General features: G+C 68.8%; 12 protein-coding genes. 2 read left to right on the top strand and 10 right to left on the bottom strand.

The genetic code is table 11. From position 1 onward, the window contains the following. Positions 1-27 precede the first annotated feature (27 nt). The 5 genes from ACGFH9_RS25750 to ACGFH9_RS25730 form a co-directional block, all read right to left on the bottom strand. Complete coding sequence (locus ACGFH9_RS25750; protein WP_393223946.1) at positions 28-738, bottom strand: hypothetical protein; 711 nt, start codon at positions 736-738, stop codon at positions 28-30. Positions 739-808: 70 nt separating this feature from the next. Next, on the bottom strand, positions 809-1,522 hold the full coding sequence (locus ACGFH9_RS25745) for a response regulator transcription factor (RefSeq protein WP_355241765.1): 714 nt from the start codon (positions 1,520-1,522) through the stop codon (positions 809-811). Then, complete coding sequence (locus ACGFH9_RS25740) at positions 1,495-2,700, bottom strand: hypothetical protein (RefSeq protein ID WP_393223943.1); 1,206 nt, start codon at positions 2,698-2,700, stop codon at positions 1,495-1,497. Before ACGFH9_RS25740 ends, ACGFH9_RS25745 begins: the two co-directional genes overlap by 28 nt. Further along, entirely contained in the window at positions 2,690-3,868 is a 1,179-nt protein-coding gene (locus ACGFH9_RS25735; RefSeq protein WP_393223940.1) for a sensor histidine kinase, read from the bottom strand. Before ACGFH9_RS25735 ends, ACGFH9_RS25740 begins: the two co-directional genes overlap by 11 nt. Positions 3,869-3,986: 118 nt before the next feature. Further along, the gene (locus ACGFH9_RS25730) at positions 3,987-4,382 is read right to left on the bottom strand and encodes a VOC family protein (RefSeq protein WP_393223938.1); all 396 of its coding nucleotides are present in this window, start codon (positions 4,380-4,382) and stop codon (positions 3,987-3,989) included. 125 nt (positions 4,383-4,507) lie between these two features. On the opposite strand from ACGFH9_RS25730, the gene ACGFH9_RS25725 reads away from it, so the two are divergent. Then, positions 4,508-5,521 carry a hypothetical protein gene (locus ACGFH9_RS25725; protein ID WP_393223934.1) on the top strand — a complete coding sequence of 338 codons (1,014 nt, stop codon included), beginning with the start codon at positions 4,508-4,510 and terminating at the stop codon, positions 5,519-5,521. Positions 5,522-5,528: 7 nt separating this feature from the next. Here ACGFH9_RS25725 and ACGFH9_RS25720 read toward each other — a convergent pair whose 3' ends face one another. The 4 genes from ACGFH9_RS25720 to ACGFH9_RS25705 form a co-directional block, all read right to left on the bottom strand. Further along, the gene (locus ACGFH9_RS25720) at positions 5,529-6,422 is read right to left on the bottom strand and encodes a septum formation family protein (RefSeq protein ID WP_393223931.1); all 894 of its coding nucleotides are present in this window, start codon (positions 6,420-6,422) and stop codon (positions 5,529-5,531) included. A gap of 108 nt (positions 6,423-6,530) precedes the next feature. After that, on the bottom strand, positions 6,531-7,073 hold the full coding sequence (locus ACGFH9_RS25715) for a hypothetical protein (RefSeq protein ID WP_393223928.1): 543 nt from the start codon (positions 7,071-7,073) through the stop codon (positions 6,531-6,533). 11 nt (positions 7,074-7,084) lie between these two features. Further along, complete coding sequence (locus tag ACGFH9_RS25710) at positions 7,085-7,582, bottom strand: hypothetical protein (RefSeq protein ID WP_393223925.1); 498 nt, start codon at positions 7,580-7,582, stop codon at positions 7,085-7,087. A gap of 147 nt (positions 7,583-7,729) precedes the next feature. After that, on the bottom strand, positions 7,730-8,293 hold the full coding sequence (locus ACGFH9_RS25705; protein WP_393223923.1) for a dihydrofolate reductase family protein: 564 nt from the start codon (positions 8,291-8,293) through the stop codon (positions 7,730-7,732). Between the two features lie 356 nt (positions 8,294-8,649). On the opposite strand from ACGFH9_RS25705, the gene ACGFH9_RS25700 reads away from it, so the two are divergent. Then, positions 8,650-9,681, top strand: coding sequence for a hypothetical protein (locus ACGFH9_RS25700; protein WP_393223920.1), 1,032 nt, complete (start codon positions 8,650-8,652; stop codon positions 9,679-9,681). 65 nt (positions 9,682-9,746) lie between these two features. Here ACGFH9_RS25700 and ACGFH9_RS25695 read toward each other — a convergent pair whose 3' ends face one another. Next, the gene (locus ACGFH9_RS25695) at positions 9,747-16,316 is read right to left on the bottom strand and encodes a hypothetical protein (protein WP_393223917.1); all 6,570 of its coding nucleotides are present in this window, start codon (positions 16,314-16,316) and stop codon (positions 9,747-9,749) included. Positions 16,317-16,568 lie beyond the last annotated feature (252 nt).

Raw genomic sequence — 16,568 nt, 5'->3', positions numbered from 1 at the left:
GCGCGAGCCGGGCACCCGCGCAAGCTGTCAGCGAAGCCCGGATGTGCCGTCGGCGAAGCCGTCCCAGGAGCTGGGCGCCGGCCCGGAGCGGTAGTAGTCGTCGCGGGAGCGGAACTCGACCGGCAGCGAGCCGGGCAGCGTGATCCGGGTTTCCCCGGCGAGCAGCGCAGGGCCGGCCCGCAGCAGCAGCACGTCGCGCTCCTGCGCGGAGAGGTCCACGAGTTCCGGACGGGTGAGCCGGAACGTGGCCACCGCCCGGCGTACCTGCCGGGCCAGGGCCACGACCTCGCCCGGTGAGCCGCCCAGTGCCAGCGCCGGCTGCTGGATGGTACGCAACGCGTCGCAGACGATCATCAGTCGTGCCGGGTCGGTGGGCGGCAGCTCCAGCCGGGACGGCCACTGCCAGCGGATCTGGCCGGTCATCAGGCCGGTCAGTCGCCCGGAGCGCCGGGAGCGGGGTGTGTCGTCGGCGACCAGGGAGAGCTGCGAGCCGGTGCCCACCCAGCAGATCCGCTGGTCGGTGACGGTCACCGAGACGGGACCGGGGAGCTGCCAGGCGCGCCGTGTCTCCGTCGGCCCGAGCAGATAGCCGGCGACGAGCAGCCGGTGTCGACCGAGCACCTTCTCGCCGGGCAGCGGACGCATGTCGTACCGCCGGTCGAGGGTGGGGCCGGCGTCGTCGTCCGGCGCATCGAATCGGTGTGGGCCTATGAAGAAGGGGGACGCGTCGCCATGCATCGTCACGACCTCCCGGTGAGTGGCTATGCGTCGAGCTTCGCCGATTCGCCGGCTACTGTCATGACGCCCGTTAGGGGGTCGGCCGGTCGTGTGTCGCCTGTGACCGGTAGATGCCGATCTCCTCCGGGCGGACGAGGCCGTCCTCGATCGCACGGGCCAACAGTGCCGCCTTTGTGGCTGCCGGGCGGCCCGCCCGGGTGTACTTGATCCGCGCCCGGTCGACGTACTGTTTCACGGTGTGCTCGCTGATCCGCATGCGACGGGCGACTGACGCCTTGGACATCGACTGGAACCAGAGCAGCAGCGCCTCGCGCTCCTTGTCGGAGAGCATGGGCCGGTCCGGTCTCGGATCGCCGACCATCGCGCCGGCCAGCGCCGGCGGCACGTACGGGCGGTCGCTCGCCGCGGCCAGCACGGTCGCCACGCAGTGCTCGCGGCCCTCGTGCTTGGCCAGGAACGCCACCGCTCCGGCGTCCAGCGCGGCGAGCATCGTCTCCGGGTCGGTGTGCTCCGAGTAGACCACCACCCGCCGTCCGGTGGCGCTCAGCTCGGCCAGCTTGTCCAGGGCCATCCGGCCGTGCAGGCGCAGGTCGAGCAGGACGACGTCGGCGTCCGGCGCCGCGCGCAGCACCTCGTCCGGGTCGTCCCCGGTGGCCAGCACGGCCAGTCGCGGTTCGCTGGCGAGCCAGGCGCGTACCCCTTCGACGACCACCGGATGGTCGTCGACGATCGCCACCCCGACCGGCCGGTCACCGGTCACCCCGACCACCGGGTCTGCGCCCATCTGATGTCCCCGTCCCGTTCGTATAGCTGTTGCACCGGCCCGTCCTCGTGTTCGGTCGGAGGGCCGGTCGCGTCCGGCCCCTCCCGGTCCGGCGTGACGAGGCTGACCACCACCTCGTCGGGGCCGGCCACCACGGTCAGGCGGGCCCAACCCCGGGCGTCGGCCAGCAGGCTGGTGAGTGGGTCGGCCAGCCGGCGACGGATCTCCACCGGCAGCGGGGGCGGGTTGCCGATGGCGACCAGGTCGATCGGCAGCCCGTTGCGTTCGGCCAGGTCGGCGGCGGCCCGCAACTCGTGCAGCAGCGGGTCGGGCACGTCGTCGGATTCGGCGATCAGGCGGCGCAGCCGGGCCGCGGCCAGCACGCAGCGGCGCTGTACCTCCGGGTCGTCCGGGTCCGCCTCCCCGGCAGCCAACTCGCCGAGCACCCGCCCGGACGCCGTGCCCACCAGGGCGAGCCGGTCACGGCGTTCCTGCCGGCCCCGCTCGGCGGCGGCCCGTTCGGCGGCGAGCGTGTGCATCGCCGTGGCTGCCGCGGCCCGGTCCCGGGCCAGGCCGACGATCACCGCGCTGCCGGCGAAGACCGCCACCGGCAGGGAGAAGGTGCCGTACACGTACATGGTGTAGCGGGCCAGGTCGGCCGTGCTCGGCGCGTACGCGAGGACGGCGGCGAGTGCGATCAACGCGTGGGTGGTCAGCAGGGCGACGAGGCCGCTGACCCGTCGTCCCCACCGGGCCAGCACGAAGAACCAGCCGAGGGTGCCCCACACCCAGTTGGCGGCGGTGAACAGCTGCCGTTCGCCGACGGTGGCGAAGACCGCCGCGTCGACGGCGAGCAGCACCCCGGCCAGCGGCCACGGCGGCAACGGCGCGCCGCGCAGCAACCGGACGCCGGCCACCGCCCCGGTCACGGCGACCAGGACCCAGCCGCCCAGCACCACAGTGGGCGCGGTGAACTGCGTGCGGGTCGCCAGCACCGCCGGCAGTCCGATCGCGACATGCCAGGCAAGCGCGATGGCAACGGCGACGATCCGGGCCCCCCGGTCGGAGGCCTGGGCGACGGCGGCCGGCGCGGCGAGAGCGGTCGGCTCGGGTGTGGACCCGTCGGCCGGGCGGGGCCGCGGCACCGGCGCCACGCGGAGGTCGGCGCGGTCCGCCGACGCGCCGAGGTCAGCCGACACCGGGCCACTCCAGCCGGATCCGGGTGCCCGCACCCGGCGCGGACCGCACCTCGGCCCGCCCGCCGACAGCGGCCATCCGCCCGCGGATCGACTCGCGCAACCCGTACCGGTGGGCGGGGACCGTCTCCGGGTCGAAGCCGGGACCGTCGTCGACCACCTCGACCACGACGGCGACCGCGTCGCGGTTCAGCCGCAGCGTGGTCCGCGCGCCCGGGGCGTGCCGGACCACGTTGGACAGCGCCGCGTAGGCGCTCTCGGTGATCGCGTCGGCCACCCCGGCGGGCACCGCGCAGGCGGTCAGCTCCAGGTGGACCGGCAGCTCGGGCAGCCGGTCGGGCACCGAGCGTAACCGCTCGTCGAGCAGCACCGGGCCGTCACCGGGCGCCGGGCCGAGGTCGGCGACCGCGACGAGGGTACGGAGGTCGGTGGCGCACCGCTCACGGAACGAGGCCGACGGGCCGGACACCGCGCCCAGCCCCACCATGGTCAGGGTGCCGAGCACGGTGTCGTGCAGGTCCCGATTCTGCTGACGCTCCGCCTCCCGGGCGGCCCGGGCGACCAGCGCCTCCCGGGTGACCCGCTGGTGCTCGGCGAAGGCGTGGTCGGCCCGCCCGATCCGGCGGCGCATCACCCCCGTCATCATCGCGGTACACCCGGTCTGCACGAGCAGGGTGGCGGCGTGTGCCTGGGCCTCGGTGGCGTTGCCGGCCGCCTGCGCGCCCGCGGCGTACGCGGCGGTGACCAGCAGCCCGACGGGGACCGACCAGCGGGCCTTGGCGGTGGCCTGGGCGTTGATCACCGTGGTGCTGGCGAGCACCGCGATCCAGCTGCCCTCGCCGGGCAGCACCTCGGGCGCCACCAGGCGGGGGATGAGCAGGCAGGCCACCACTGTCACCGCGACGTCACCGGCGACCAGCGCGGGCCCGATCCCGTGGCGCAGCGCGCGGACGGCGTACCAGACCGACCACCCGGTCAGCGCGGCCACGCCAGGTAGCAGCAAGGCCTCGTCGACCGGCGGGGTACGCACCGACAGCGCCACGGCAGCACCGACCAGTCCGCACGTCAGCCGCAGCAGGGCCGGCAGCGTGGTGAAGATGAAGCTGAACGCGCCGCCGGCCGGACTGTCCAGGGCGGGCGGTGGCATGGTCGGGGCGGCAGTCGCCGGCATCGGGAGGTGTCCTTCCGACAACGACCCGGTCCGGGTCCGCACGGCGGAGATCGACATCGGAGAATAGCATGGCGTACGGTGAGCGTTCACCCACTGTACGCGCTGTGTCGTCTTGTCATCACTCTGCGCTGCGGGGCTGGATCAGGTCCCACCGGTTGCCGTACAGGTCGGCGAAGACCGCCACCGAGCCGTACGACTCGTGTCGTGGCGCCTCCAGGAACCGCACGCCGGCCGCGACCATGCGGGCGTGAGCTGCGGCGAAGTCCTCGCTGTACAGGAACAGGCCGACGCGTCCGCCGGTCTGGTCGCCCACCCGCGCCTGCTGCTCGGCGGTGTTCGCGCGGGCCAGCAGCAGCGCCGTCTCGCGGGCACCGGGAGGGCGCACCACCACCCAGCGTGAGCCGTCCGGGCGGGGAGTGTCCTCCACTAACTCGAAGCCGAGCCCGCCGACGTAGAAGTCGATCGCCTCGTCGTACTCGTCAACCAGCAGGGCGACCAGTCCCAGATGTGCCATCCGGCCATTCTGCCGACGGACGCTCCCGCCCCGGCGGGCGGCGTCACCCATGGTCGGCGACATCACGCGGGAACCCCGTCGGGCCCGCACCCGTCTGATCCCACGGCAGAGAGGTGGTGAGCGGGATGCGCTCAGGCGGGACGACTCTGGTGGCGGCGCTTCTCGGCGTAGGGCTGTGCGGCCTGGCACTGGCCGGCTGCGCGGGCCCGGCCAGCACGCCGAAGGGCCCCGGCCCGGCCGAGATCGTCGAGAAGTGGACCTCGTGCGCCGAGATCGCCCCGCAGGCGGGCGCCATGCTGCCCGTACCCCCGGGGGCGGGTGGGTCGGCCACGCCAGCCGGGATCGAGCCGCGGGTCGGGCGGATGGATCCGGATTTCGTCCCGCTCGCCGCCGTGCTGTGCGGCCGTAACGTCGTGCCGGGAGCCGGTGGCGGCCGGGAGCAGGTGGCCACCGAGCGCCGCGCCGACGACATCGGGCCGCTGGTGGCCGCGCTGGGCCTGGCCGACCAGGAGAGGGGCCCAGGGGAGATCGCCTGCACCGCCGACCTGCTCGTCCCACCCTGGCTGGCGCTGCTCGACGACAAGGGTCGGTGGCTGCGGCCGTACCTGCCGATGGATGCCTGCGGCAAGCCGCGCCCGGAGGTACGCGCGGCGGTGGACGGGCTGCGGTTGACCACCGTCGACAGTCGTACCGTCGGGGTTGTCGAATCCTCGGAGGCCGAGGCCGCCGGGTGCGCGCAGCGCTGGTCGGACATGGTGTGGGTCGAGGGCACCGTCGGACGTCCCGGTCGCGTCGCGCCGGCCGCCGTATCGAAGGCCGGGCCGCTGCGCCTCTGCGTCTACCAGGTGCCGCCGTCCGAGCGAGGCGGCGGCAAACCCGCCGGTGACTTCGTGTACGGCCGGCCGCTGCCACCCGAGCGGCAGGCGGACGTGCTCCGGGGGCTGGCCGGCACCCGACCGGCGGCCGACTGCGCCACCCCGGCGTCCCGCTTCGCGGTGCTCCGGGCCGCCGACGGAAGCGGACCCGAGTGGTACGTCGAACTCGACGCCTGCCGGCGCTTCCTGGTGGTGGCACCGCCCGGCGGGTCGCAGCTCGGGCAGGGCGACGCCGCGCTGGCGGCGCTGCTGGGGCCGAGCTGACCAGCCCTTACTGGATCGGCAGGGCCTTCGTGCCGCCGCCGGCGATCGAGCGCTTCACGGTGGTGCCACCGGACCAGTAGTAGCAGCGCACGCCGCGATCACCGCGCTCCCACAGCAGGCGGTTCGGGAAACGGTACGAGGTGCCGGTGCGGTAGACCAGATTGGCGTCCACCGGCACCTTTGCGTACCGCGCGATGACCTTCCGGCAGGCCGCGTGGACGGGGTCCTCGTCCCGGGTCGCATCCGCCCAGGAGCGATCCGGGGCCGTCCAGGTGCCGGCGTACTCGAACTGATGTCCGGTGGTGCAGGCGACCGGCCGTAGCAACTTCCACTTGTCTTCGGTCATGCACCCGTAGTGCAGCGGGGAGCGGCTGGCCAGGGCGTTCCGCAGCGAGCCGGCCCGTTCGATCGCCGCGTCACTGTCGCCGTTCGGGCCGCTGACCTCGTTCAACTCATAGATGTCGCACCGGTACCAGCGCGCCCCACCCGACCAGGCGGCCGGCGACGCCGGCACGACCTGTAGCGACAGTCGGGCATCACGCCACTCGCCGCCCACGAACTTCTTGGCGCGGCTGTCACAGTCGGCGAAGGTCGACCGTAGCGTCGCCGACTCCGTCTTGGGCGGCGCGGTGCGGTCGGCCAGCGCGCCGGTGAAGGTGCCCACGTAGAAGGTCTCGACCTTGTGGGTCTTGACGCAGTCGACGGGGGAGTAGCTGACCAGGTACGACGTGGCCGCGTCGATGAGGTGGCACTCGTCGGCCTTCGGGACGAACTGCTGCGCCGCCGCCATCGGCCGCCAGTCGTCGGACAGGTCACCGTCCGTGCCGGCCGGCGTGCCGCAGCCCGCCATCGCCACCGTGATCAACGCGGCCGTGAGCGCCGCCCAGCCGTACCGTCGCATGTGTTTCTCCCCGTGCCCCCGTGTGGAACGCGCGCATCATATGGCACCGACGCGACGGGTCGGCACCGGCTTCCGGTGCCTTTTGGTTGGCCTTACCGCCAGGTGTCGTCACCCTGCCGGCGCGCCCCGTCCATCGTCGTGTCCCTGGTGGTGCCCGGCCATCGCTATGGCGAGCAGGTGGGAGAGGCGGTACCGCAGTACCCGTGTCTGCCGGATCGAGAGAAGCAGGCGGGTTGCGGCGTCGTCTTCGATGCGCACCATTGGCTGGGCGGACGGGTGCAGGGCCTGGATCAAGACCGCGTGCACGCTCGGTGCTTCCGCCCGGTCAGTGTCCACGCCCCGTACACGAGAGTGGTGCTGACCTCGACGCGCGCAGTCGTCCCGGTCGCACCAGCGCGGATGCGTCACAGCGGTCAGGGCGTCGGCAAGATTGCCGGTCGGGAAGACGAACAAGTGCCCGCAGGACCGCACGACGTCTGGTGCCATGCCGATCAGGTGGGCTTCCAAGCCGGCGCGTGCAATTGCTGCTGTCGCACGGATGGTGTGGTCGACGCAGGTATACGCGCAGGCGTCGAGGGACTCCGCGTTGTACAGCTCGATCCGGATGGTCGCGGGTTCTGGGCAGGCTGGCAGGGTCGGTAGGGTGCTCACGGGTCGCCTCCTCAGCAGGCGATCAAGGCCGAGATGCTTTCCCCGTTCGTGCGCGCTCGGCGGGCCAGTCCAACGAACGCTCGCAAGCGAGACAGCATGACCTCTGGCCGCACGTCGCTGTAGCGGGACAACTCCTCGATGCGTGACCACTGCTCGGCCAGGCCCGGCAGGCGGCCGTCGGGGATTTCCGCAAGCACGTCACGGGTTCGATCGCCCAGCACGAGAACCCACGGCCCCTCGTACTCACGGTCCTCACCAGCACCCTCCGGCCAGACAAGTCGTTCCTCGACAAGGTCGGCCTTCCAGGGCACGTCGAGGGCGAACGAGACGACCTGGCCGAGGACGACGGCCGGATCGATCCCCTTGCCGTCCACGGCATCCTCGACGGAAGAATCTCCATCGCACACCACCGGGCCGCCGCCGGTGCAGACCATCAGCTTCGCGACGGCCCCGGCTGTCGTGTCACCACCGCTGGGCGACCGGGAGAACGTGTACGCGGCTTGCGTCACTTTTCTGACCGGTCGGGTCCGTGCGTCAGCAATCGCGCAGGTCCATCCCCGGCGGCCGGGTCGCTCGCATGGTCGGCGGAAGTGGCCGCGCGACTATCCTGATCGCCCCGACCGTGCGCCGAACACATCGCTGCGGGGCCGGTGTGATCAGCGCTGGGTCTCGTAACTGGTCAGGAGCACGCCGTTGGGGAACGTCCGGGTCTCCACCAGGGTCAGGTTCACCCAGTTGTCGATGGCTGCGAAGAACGGCCTGCCGCCGCCGATCAGGACCGGGTGGGTGACGAGCGTGTACTCGTCGATCAGCCCTTCCCGCATGGCCGCAGCGGCGAGGGTGGCGCCGGCGAGGTCCATGGGGCCGCCGTCCTCGCCCTTGAGTCGGCAGATCTCGGTGATCGCGTCGCCGGTGACCAGCCGGGAGTTCCAGTCGACAGCGTCGATCGTCGAGGAGAACACCACCTTCGGCATGTCCCGCCAGCGGCCGGCGAACTCGACCGTCGGCGGTGTGGCACCGGGCTGCTGGTCGGCCGTCGGCCAGTGGGAACTCATCGCCTCCCACAGTCTGCGCCCGTACAGGGCCGTGCCCGTCGCCGCCACCCGATCGGACCACCACTGGAACAGTTCGTCGCTCGGCACACCCCATCCGAGATCGTCACCGGGCGCGGCGACGTAACCGTCCAGGCTCACGTTCATACCGAAGGTCAGTTTCCGCATCGTGCCAGCCTGTCGTGAATCGGCGGCCCGCGTACAGACCAACACGGCGCATCGACGCGAATGGCTGATCAGGTGGCGGTATCGTCGCCGCGTGGAGCGCGATGAGACGTCGACGGGCTGACTTGCTCACCAAGCAGATCAAGGAGGCCAAGCTCCGACCTGGACGGCACTGCACGAGCCACAGACAAGCGGTGTGGCGCCCGGAGGTGTCCGGATGGCGTCGGCGCGACGGCGGCAGTAATTTGACAGCGGGACCATGCTCGTCCGTCCCGGGGCCGGTTCTCCGCGCTGGTTCGACGTTCATCCGGAGGTTTCTCCTGTGCTGGCAGACAAGAACGACACGGGGGGTTGACGCCATGCATACGTACATCGCGGCGCCACCGGAGGCGATGCTCCACCGACTGCTACTACGGGCGGCGACGCACATGCCCGACGAGGCGCTGGTGAAAGCCCGCCTCGCCCTGGCCGAGGGCGACGTAGCAACAGCGGCGGAAGTAGTCGCTGACGCCAACCCCGAGTTGCATCAGAATGATCGCCAGCTACTCGGCCTGTACCTTCCCGAGGGTGTGGAGCCACCCGTGCCGGTGTCGGCCGCGGTGACCGGGATCGCGTTCACGCCCGTTGAACCGGGTTCCGTACCAGCCGAACAGATGCCGCCCGTACTGGACCTCACCAGCGGGCCTGAGCCGGCCAGCGACGCGGCTATGGACGCGGCCGACCGCGCCGCAGTAGCTGAGGCAGCTCGACTCGCGGGCGCGGTCGCGCTCTGGCGTTCCTGGCGTGGGCCCGGCGAACGGGTGTATGTGCTCGAGCTCGATGCCCCGGTGACCGAGCTGGCCGAGGCGACCGGTGCGGTGATGCAGGCGTTGATCGCTACCGGTGTGGAACTGCCGCTGGTGGAGTCCTATGCGACGGGTACGGAACAACCCGCACATCTGCAGCGTGCCCGAGCGTCATCGGCGTTGCTGTGGGCCGCCGAGGTGGTCGCGCCGATCGAGTTGGCCCGTGTCTTCGACTCCGTGGACGCCGTCGGGGGACCACGTTTCGCCGATGACCATGGGCGGATGTCCGATCCGGAGCGGCGACAGCTGCTGCGCTACCTCGACCAGGGTGTCGGTGTGCTCGAAACCACCGACCTCATGGCGGACGTCGTCGATCCGTATCGGGGTGACGTGGTGCCGATGTCGTACCGAACCGACGGGACGTTCGTGTGGACCGACACTGTGACGTACTACCTGCGCGAGTACGGGCTCGCTCCGGATCCCAGCCTGGTTCAGCAGGCACAGCGCAACACCTACCGAGTGCCGCAGGTCGGGGACGTGGCGCTGCACCGTGCGCTCGCCGAGCTGTTCCGTCCGGTTGACGACGATCCCGTGTGGACTGCGTGATCACCGACGGGCGATACCGCCTCCGCTGACCGCGTGCCCAGGCCCCGCCCGAGGTCAGGGGTACGTCAGCAGTTGAGGATGCCGTTAGCCAGGATGTGGAGTTGGGCGTCGTTGTCCCGCATGATCTGGCGCAGGTCGGCGATGGCGTCCACCCATTGTTGTTTCTGGGCGACGGTGAGTTTGCCGCGGTTGGCTTCGATGAAGGCATTGGCGTTCTCGAAGTTGCCGGCCTTGACCTCGCCGATGACGGTGAGTACCGAGGCGGAGATGTCGGTGACACCGACCTTGGTGACCATGTCCGCCAGTTGGCCGGTGGTGAGGCCGCCGTCGACGTCGACTGGCGTGTTGAGCTGTCCGGCGGTGTCCAGTCGGCCCACCGAGTCGAGGAGGACCTTGGGTCGTTGGGTCTCGTCGGCGGTCGCGTAGTCGAAGACGACATCTTCGTGGCCGACCGCGCCCAACTCCAGGACCGGCGCGAAGACACTCAACTCCGGCTGGTTGGGTACCCGGTCGATCATCTGCTCGACCTCGGTCAGGTTCGCCTTCATCTGCTCGGCCGACCAGCGCGCCCGTAGCCGTTGGAAGACGGCCTTGCTCGTCTTGAGGTCCACCGCCCAGATCAACTCGCCGAGCGCGTCGTCGACACGCGCCACGGGATTGCTCGCTTGGGCCTTCTTCGCCGCCGTGCGCACCACGTCGGGCGTGATCACATCCAGAATTTCGGCGGGGGTGTGGGGCTGCCCGTGCTGGCGAGGAGAGGCGACGGTCCATCGGTAGGTGGTATCAAGACCCATTCTGGAACTGTCGGACTTCTGCGTGGTCGTGTGCAGGATCGTCACACCGTACCTGTCTGTCACGGCAAGGAGATCCAGAGTGACCGGCCCGCGGGTGATCACGACGGGGGGATTGCCGCGTTGGGCGAGCTGTTCGAGCAGATAGTTCACCGTGGCGATGTCGGCGGGCAGCAGGTCGTGGCCGACGCGCGGAGTGTCCAGAAGGATCACCGGGTGTTCGGCGTCAGCCATCGCGGCCAACTCACCGATCATGCGGTCCGGCACTCTCGCAGTGTTCGAGGAAACGACGTACACGTCGCCGTGTGCCGTGACGTGCCAGCGGCTGGATGACGATCCCGTCGCCAGCGGACCACCGGTCAGTCGCAGCGGCCAACTCGGCTGCGCGATCGCCTCCACCGGTTCGACCGCCTCCACCGGAGAGCTCGGCTCTTCGGCGGCGATCGCGGCCGGTGCGGCGCCCGGATCGCCGAATTGGTGGTACACGTCGTTGGGGGCGTCCAGAGCGCTGTCATGGATATCCAGCCCGAGGGCCTCCGCGCCGTGCCACGCCGGTGATTGATGGAGGCGCGGGTACGGCGTGCCGGGTAGTAGCGGCGTGTCGAGATCCTCGATCTCGGTGAGGTGCGGTCCATCCTGTGCTGTCGGCGTCGTGCGGATGCGGTGGAACGTCCCGTTGCCAGGCGTACCGGGTCGCATTCGGCCGTCTCTGCCAACAGCGACCTTGGGCGCGACGAAGGCGTGGCCGATGGCGGAGGTCCAAACCGTTCCGTTGGCGGCGACGACATCGATGCCATGCATCAGGGGGTGCTTGGACAACTCGGCAGCCGGTGATTGCGCCTCGGGCGCGGTCACGAAGTCGCAGGAAATGACGTCGACCGGTTTGCCAAAATCCGGATGCAGGCGGATGGACGAGGCGATGTCCGGCACCGAGAAGGCCCTCGACGCGTTGTCGACGAAGACACGCAGCCGTGACGGGTCTGGCGGGAAGGCTTGGGCGAACCGCAGCTTCTCGGCGTAATCCCTGTCGGCTGGGTCGGCCAGCACGAGCCCTGCGGGAACCCGTCGTAGCGCCGGCCGACGCTCGTGGCCGAAGCGCAACAGAGCCTCATCTGGCACACCGAGACGACCGAGGATCGCGTACACGTCGGTCTCGTTCTTGGCCTGCGACACAGGCAGATCCATACCGACCGACTCGGCGCCCCGTAGCACCTCGTACAGCGAGTGTTCGTCGGTGACCAGCATCCAGGCCGTGATCCCGAGGAGAAACTCGTTGCGTGACTGCGCGGGCAGGCCAAGCATGTCGTACGCCCACAGCAGCCGCACAGTGGTGCCCGAAATCGCGCTGACGGCCGGGATGCCGGCCTGACGCATGGAATTCGTCCATGGCGCGGCCGACGAGGATTTCATCATGTACTTCGCACTGCCGGTCAACCAGGGCAACGGGAACTCTGGTCCTGACTCACCCTCACCCAGGCGAGACTCGAGCGCGTCAATCGCCTCGTCGTCAGGGGCGTCCAGAGTCGGCTTGAACGGAAGGTTGCCGGCTTCCCGCTGGTATTGTTCCTCCAACGGGTGCAGGCCCACGTTGAGGTCGTCGAGTTCTCGCCTGGTGGTCTGACCATAGAGGCCGAGATTGAACTTGTACGTCGCATGCGGGACGCGCGGAATTTTTCCGAGTTGGCTCAGCCCGATGGATAGTGTCTCATATTTGGGGTACGTGCTCATGATGTCGTAGATGTTGCCGAACGCGAACGGGTCTTTGGCGTAGGGTTGCGCATTGGCTATTGGCGCGGTAATGACGTTCATGGCGGCGCGCTGCCAACCCTTGTGCTGTGCGCTATACCGCTGCAACAGTTCGACATTTAGCTTGAGCCGGTGAGCCTCGTCCCAGGCGCCGTCCTCGACGATGTCTAGGATGACGGTCTTGAGGGTGGCTGTCTCCTCGTTCTGCTTGTAATATGCGGCGTTGTAAAAAGCCGTCATCATCATCCGTAGGTTTCCCCGGTTCAGTACTTGAACAATCTCCTCCTCGCTTAGTGTGTCGCCGACCTGTCCGGCGCTGGTGGGATCGTCTTGGACGAACGCCCGCAGCGGCTGTGCGTCGCGACGGTTGTTGAGCCGCGACCCCGACAGCACCGCGCGCAGACGCCGTACGGCCATCCGAACGACGGCGCGTACGCGTGGAATCTGGTAGAGGTGCGCCCCGACGTACCGCTCGAAATTGCGATCGGCGATCTCCTCGCCGCCCCACTCGGTCAACACTGGCAATTCCAGCTGGTCGGCCAGATTGCCTATCACCTCACGTTGACTCGCCGCCGCCTCGCTCAGTCGTTGCAATTCTGGTCCCAGCGTCACCGCCCGCTCCAACTCGGTGAGCGCTTCCCGCAACGCCCGTTGAGCGACGTCGAACGATTCTGTTGCCTCTTGGGCTTTCCTTGCTGCGTCCCTCGATCTAGCTGAAAGGCGTTCTTGAATCTTGGTGACGGATTCGATGAGACGGACCCATCTGGCCTCCGCGCTCCTGACAGCAGAAGCAGCCATAGCATCTTTTGCGGAACTATTGCTCGCTCTGGCGAAGGCACTCGCCAGATCTTCGTCGGCCTTGTTCCCCTTCAGTTGGCTATCTCCGAGAGCCTCCAGCGCCTGGTTTCCTACGAGGGAAGCCGCCGCCGCCGCCCTCTCGGCGACGCTAACCTGCGTCCGAACGTCCGCGATGCGGGACGCCGCTCTACTTACCCGATCGGCGGCCTGCTTGACAGACTCCCTGTGCCGTTTGACAGCGGACTTGACCTCCGCCGTTTCGGTGACCAGTTGTCTGAGCCGAGCTACCACGGGGGCAGACTCTTCCGCATCGATCTCTGACGCCTGCTCGAGTGCTATTCGGGCGGCCTCGGCGGCGGCAGCAACCGACGCCTCGGCTCTGTTCGCGGCGGCCGTTACAAGAATGGACCTGCTGTTGGCCGACACATGTTCTATCCTCAGTTCGTTGGCCTTTATGCCAAGGGCCTTCACCGTCTTGCTGTTGCTCTTTGTCTCGCGCTGAACATTGGTGACCACCGCCTGTGCGTCGCGGAGTTCGACGCGCAGTGCGTATATCTCCCGCAACACCCTTCCGCGGACGAAGGAGAAAATTTCTCGGGCGATACCGCTCGGAGCAATCTCGTGAGCAGTGATCTCCTCGATGCCGTTGACCACTTTTCGCGAGCTGACCTCGAAGGCGGAGGTGGGAAGGAGTAGCCGCTCCTCTTCGTTGCTATGCACAGAGAACGGCGTGATGTCGCGGCCGCTGAACTCCGCCAGGTGCAGGGTGAGTTTCACTGTCCTGGTGAGGAGCGTTTTTCGATATAATTTAGAGAAATGTCCGTCAAAAACTCCTTCGCTAGCCGACGTGCTTCGCAAGCTAGGCAATCTTAGGGTTGCGCCATTGTACTCGGAGAATCCGGCTTTGAGCTTGCGGTCGATCCGGAATGCCTTACCATGAGCTGCCGGCAGAATCGTCAGTGCGTCAACCACCATATCGAAGTGTGCACGCGCCTCGGCTTCGAATTGTGCGGCAATCTGCTTCCCCCGGGCATACATCAGCTTCTCGATCGCACCTCTGTTGCCCTGCTCGGTTTCCAGGTGCCACCTTGAGTCAATTAGCTCCGCATCCCGCCAGATGAGTCTAGGCGGCGTGTCGCTGAAGTTGACTCCATATGCCGACTTGATCATTTCGGTGACGCGCCTCTCTATGGCTACGTCGAGTTCTGACCTGACCGTCCGGGCGGCTCGGTGGAACAGGCCACCCGGCGGGGCGACCGCGTTGATCAGCGCGTGGTTCGTTCCCGTGTAGGCCGCGAGCGCCAACAGGTGCGCGATGGTGAGCTTGGTCTTGATCAGTAGAGGGTCGGCGCCTGATTCATCGAACCATTTAGTCAGCCACATTGCGTTCTCTGGCTTGGGCCCTATACTATTATTCTCATAATCTTCGAGTAGTGCTTTGATGGCTTGCGCGTGTTGGAACTCCTCGGGGCTAATGCCCTTGAATACATTAGCTTTGATCAGCTCGTAATACGCTGCCTCGTGGGGCAGCATCTCCATGCCCGCCAGTGTGAGAGAGAGCCGTGACACGCCGAGCCGTCCGAGTTCTTCGTACACCAGTTCAGGGGAGGGGGCGGCGGATACGGCCACCGGCGTCCGGCTCTCCTCGGCGACCCGAAGGACTTCATAGAGGCGGTCCGGGCCAGCCGGGGCGGTGGCGACGAGTGCGAGGACGAAGTCATTGCGAAGGGCCGGGTCGAGGTTCAGCCAGTCGAAGGTGCGCAGAAGTCGGTCGGCGTAGTCGAGCGCGTCGCCCCCGCCCCCATCCCCGGTGTACCAATCGGCGTGGTCCAGGTCGCGAGCTGTTCTTGCGAAAGGATCGCGAGTAAGGTCGGCCGCATTCTTCAACGGACCGCGCAGGGGCAGCCACGAATCTGCTAACTGTCGCATCGCCTCGTGGTCGACGCCGATCCGTTCGGCGTACTCGGGTTCGGCGAACAGTCCGGCCGCCAGCCGGGTGAACGTGGGCGCCTCTCCGACCACCCCGTCGCCGACCGCCAGTGCGAGCGCCGCCATCAGCGCCTCGGCATCGTCCAGCTCGCGGGCCGTCGCCAGATCGCGGGCCGTGGCGCCATACCCGGCATCTGTTGCCGCTGCCTGGCCCATGACCGTTCCCAGCCGTTCGACCGCCTGCCGGGCGGCGTTGATCACCCGAGGCAACCGGGCCAGATGGCCGGCTAGGGCGGCATCGAATTTCTCGGCCTCGACCCGGTACTGCGGCCACTCTGTGACGGGCCGGACCTGGTACGGGCGCGCTCCATGCCAGGAACTCCAATCGTTCCGCTGCAGGTGCCCCGGGGACGGCTCCATCGTGCCCGGCAGAACCGCTACCCGGAGATCGATCACCTCGGTATCGGTGGGCCCCACCTGCTCTTCGCTGACCGGTGGGGGAGTGCGGAACGCGTAGAACGATTCGCCGGCCGCGCCAGGGGATTGTGGGCGCATCTTGCCGTCATCGTGGACGCGGGAACCGGATGCGATGACGTGGCCCTGGGGCGAGGTCCACACGATCCCGCTGGCAGCACGCACCTCGATACCCAGCATCTGGTCCTGCCGGGAAAGTGTCGCCGCGAGCGAGCGTAGGCGGTCCACGGCGGCGCCGACCACCCCGGCGGCATTGCAGACGACGACGTCCACCGGCGCGCTGTACCGGGGGTCAAGCGCGATCATGGGGGCGATGTCCTCGGCCGCGAATCCGGCATCCTCGTGCATGAATACCCGCAGGTGAGTCTGGCTCACGGGCATTCGCGCCGCCGCCTCCATCACCGCGGCGTAACGAGGCGCCGACGGGTCGGCGAACACCAGGCCGGCCGGCACACGACGCACGGCAACCGCGCCACCGTTCGCAGACGCGGTGTACCCGACGTGTTCGGCGGGCCACGCGAGCACCGCACCGGTTTCAGGGTAGGCCTCGAACGGCACGACCTGCGGACCACTGAGGTCGAGTGCTCGAGCAGCGCGGAGGAGGACCGGCAGGCCGAGTTGCTCGGCGCGGACGGCCGCCGCCTCCAGGCCGGGCTCCAGTCCCAACGGCACATGCACCATCTGCGCGGCCACGGCCTGCGGCTGGCGGCGGAGGGTGTTGTTGACGCGCACGTCGCCTATCGCGGCAGGCTCGACGTACACCTGGTGGAAGTTGGCAAGGGGCACCGCGTCCCACACCTCGGCCGGAACGGGACCGCCACTGATGCTGAGCGATTGGCCGGCGGGCACCCAGGTGCTGACGGCTTCGATGCAGTCGGTGCCGACAGCACCTGTCATCTCGCTGCTCCTCCACAGAGTCGCGCTGCGGTGCCGGCAGCCAGTCGAGGGAGGTCGGTCTCAGGGGTCGTAGCGGCGAGCCGGGCGTGGGTCTCAACGGCCGGGCGAGGTACTGGGTTCAATATCTGAGCGTCCACTGGGGTCTCTCAGCAAGTCACGCGTGATCCCTACGCCTGGGCGGTGACAGCGCCGGGTTCCTCGATCAGCTTGTCCGCGAGCGCGAGGAGCCCGGCGCTGTTCGACGCCTTCACC

Origin of the sequence: Micromonospora sp. NPDC049102 (assembly GCF_043197485.1) — a bacterium.
Classification (GTDB): domain Bacteria; phylum Actinomycetota; class Actinomycetes; order Mycobacteriales; family Micromonosporaceae; genus Micromonospora.
Note: the sequence above shows the minus strand (reverse complement) of the source record. Positions and strands in the feature narration are given on the sequence as shown.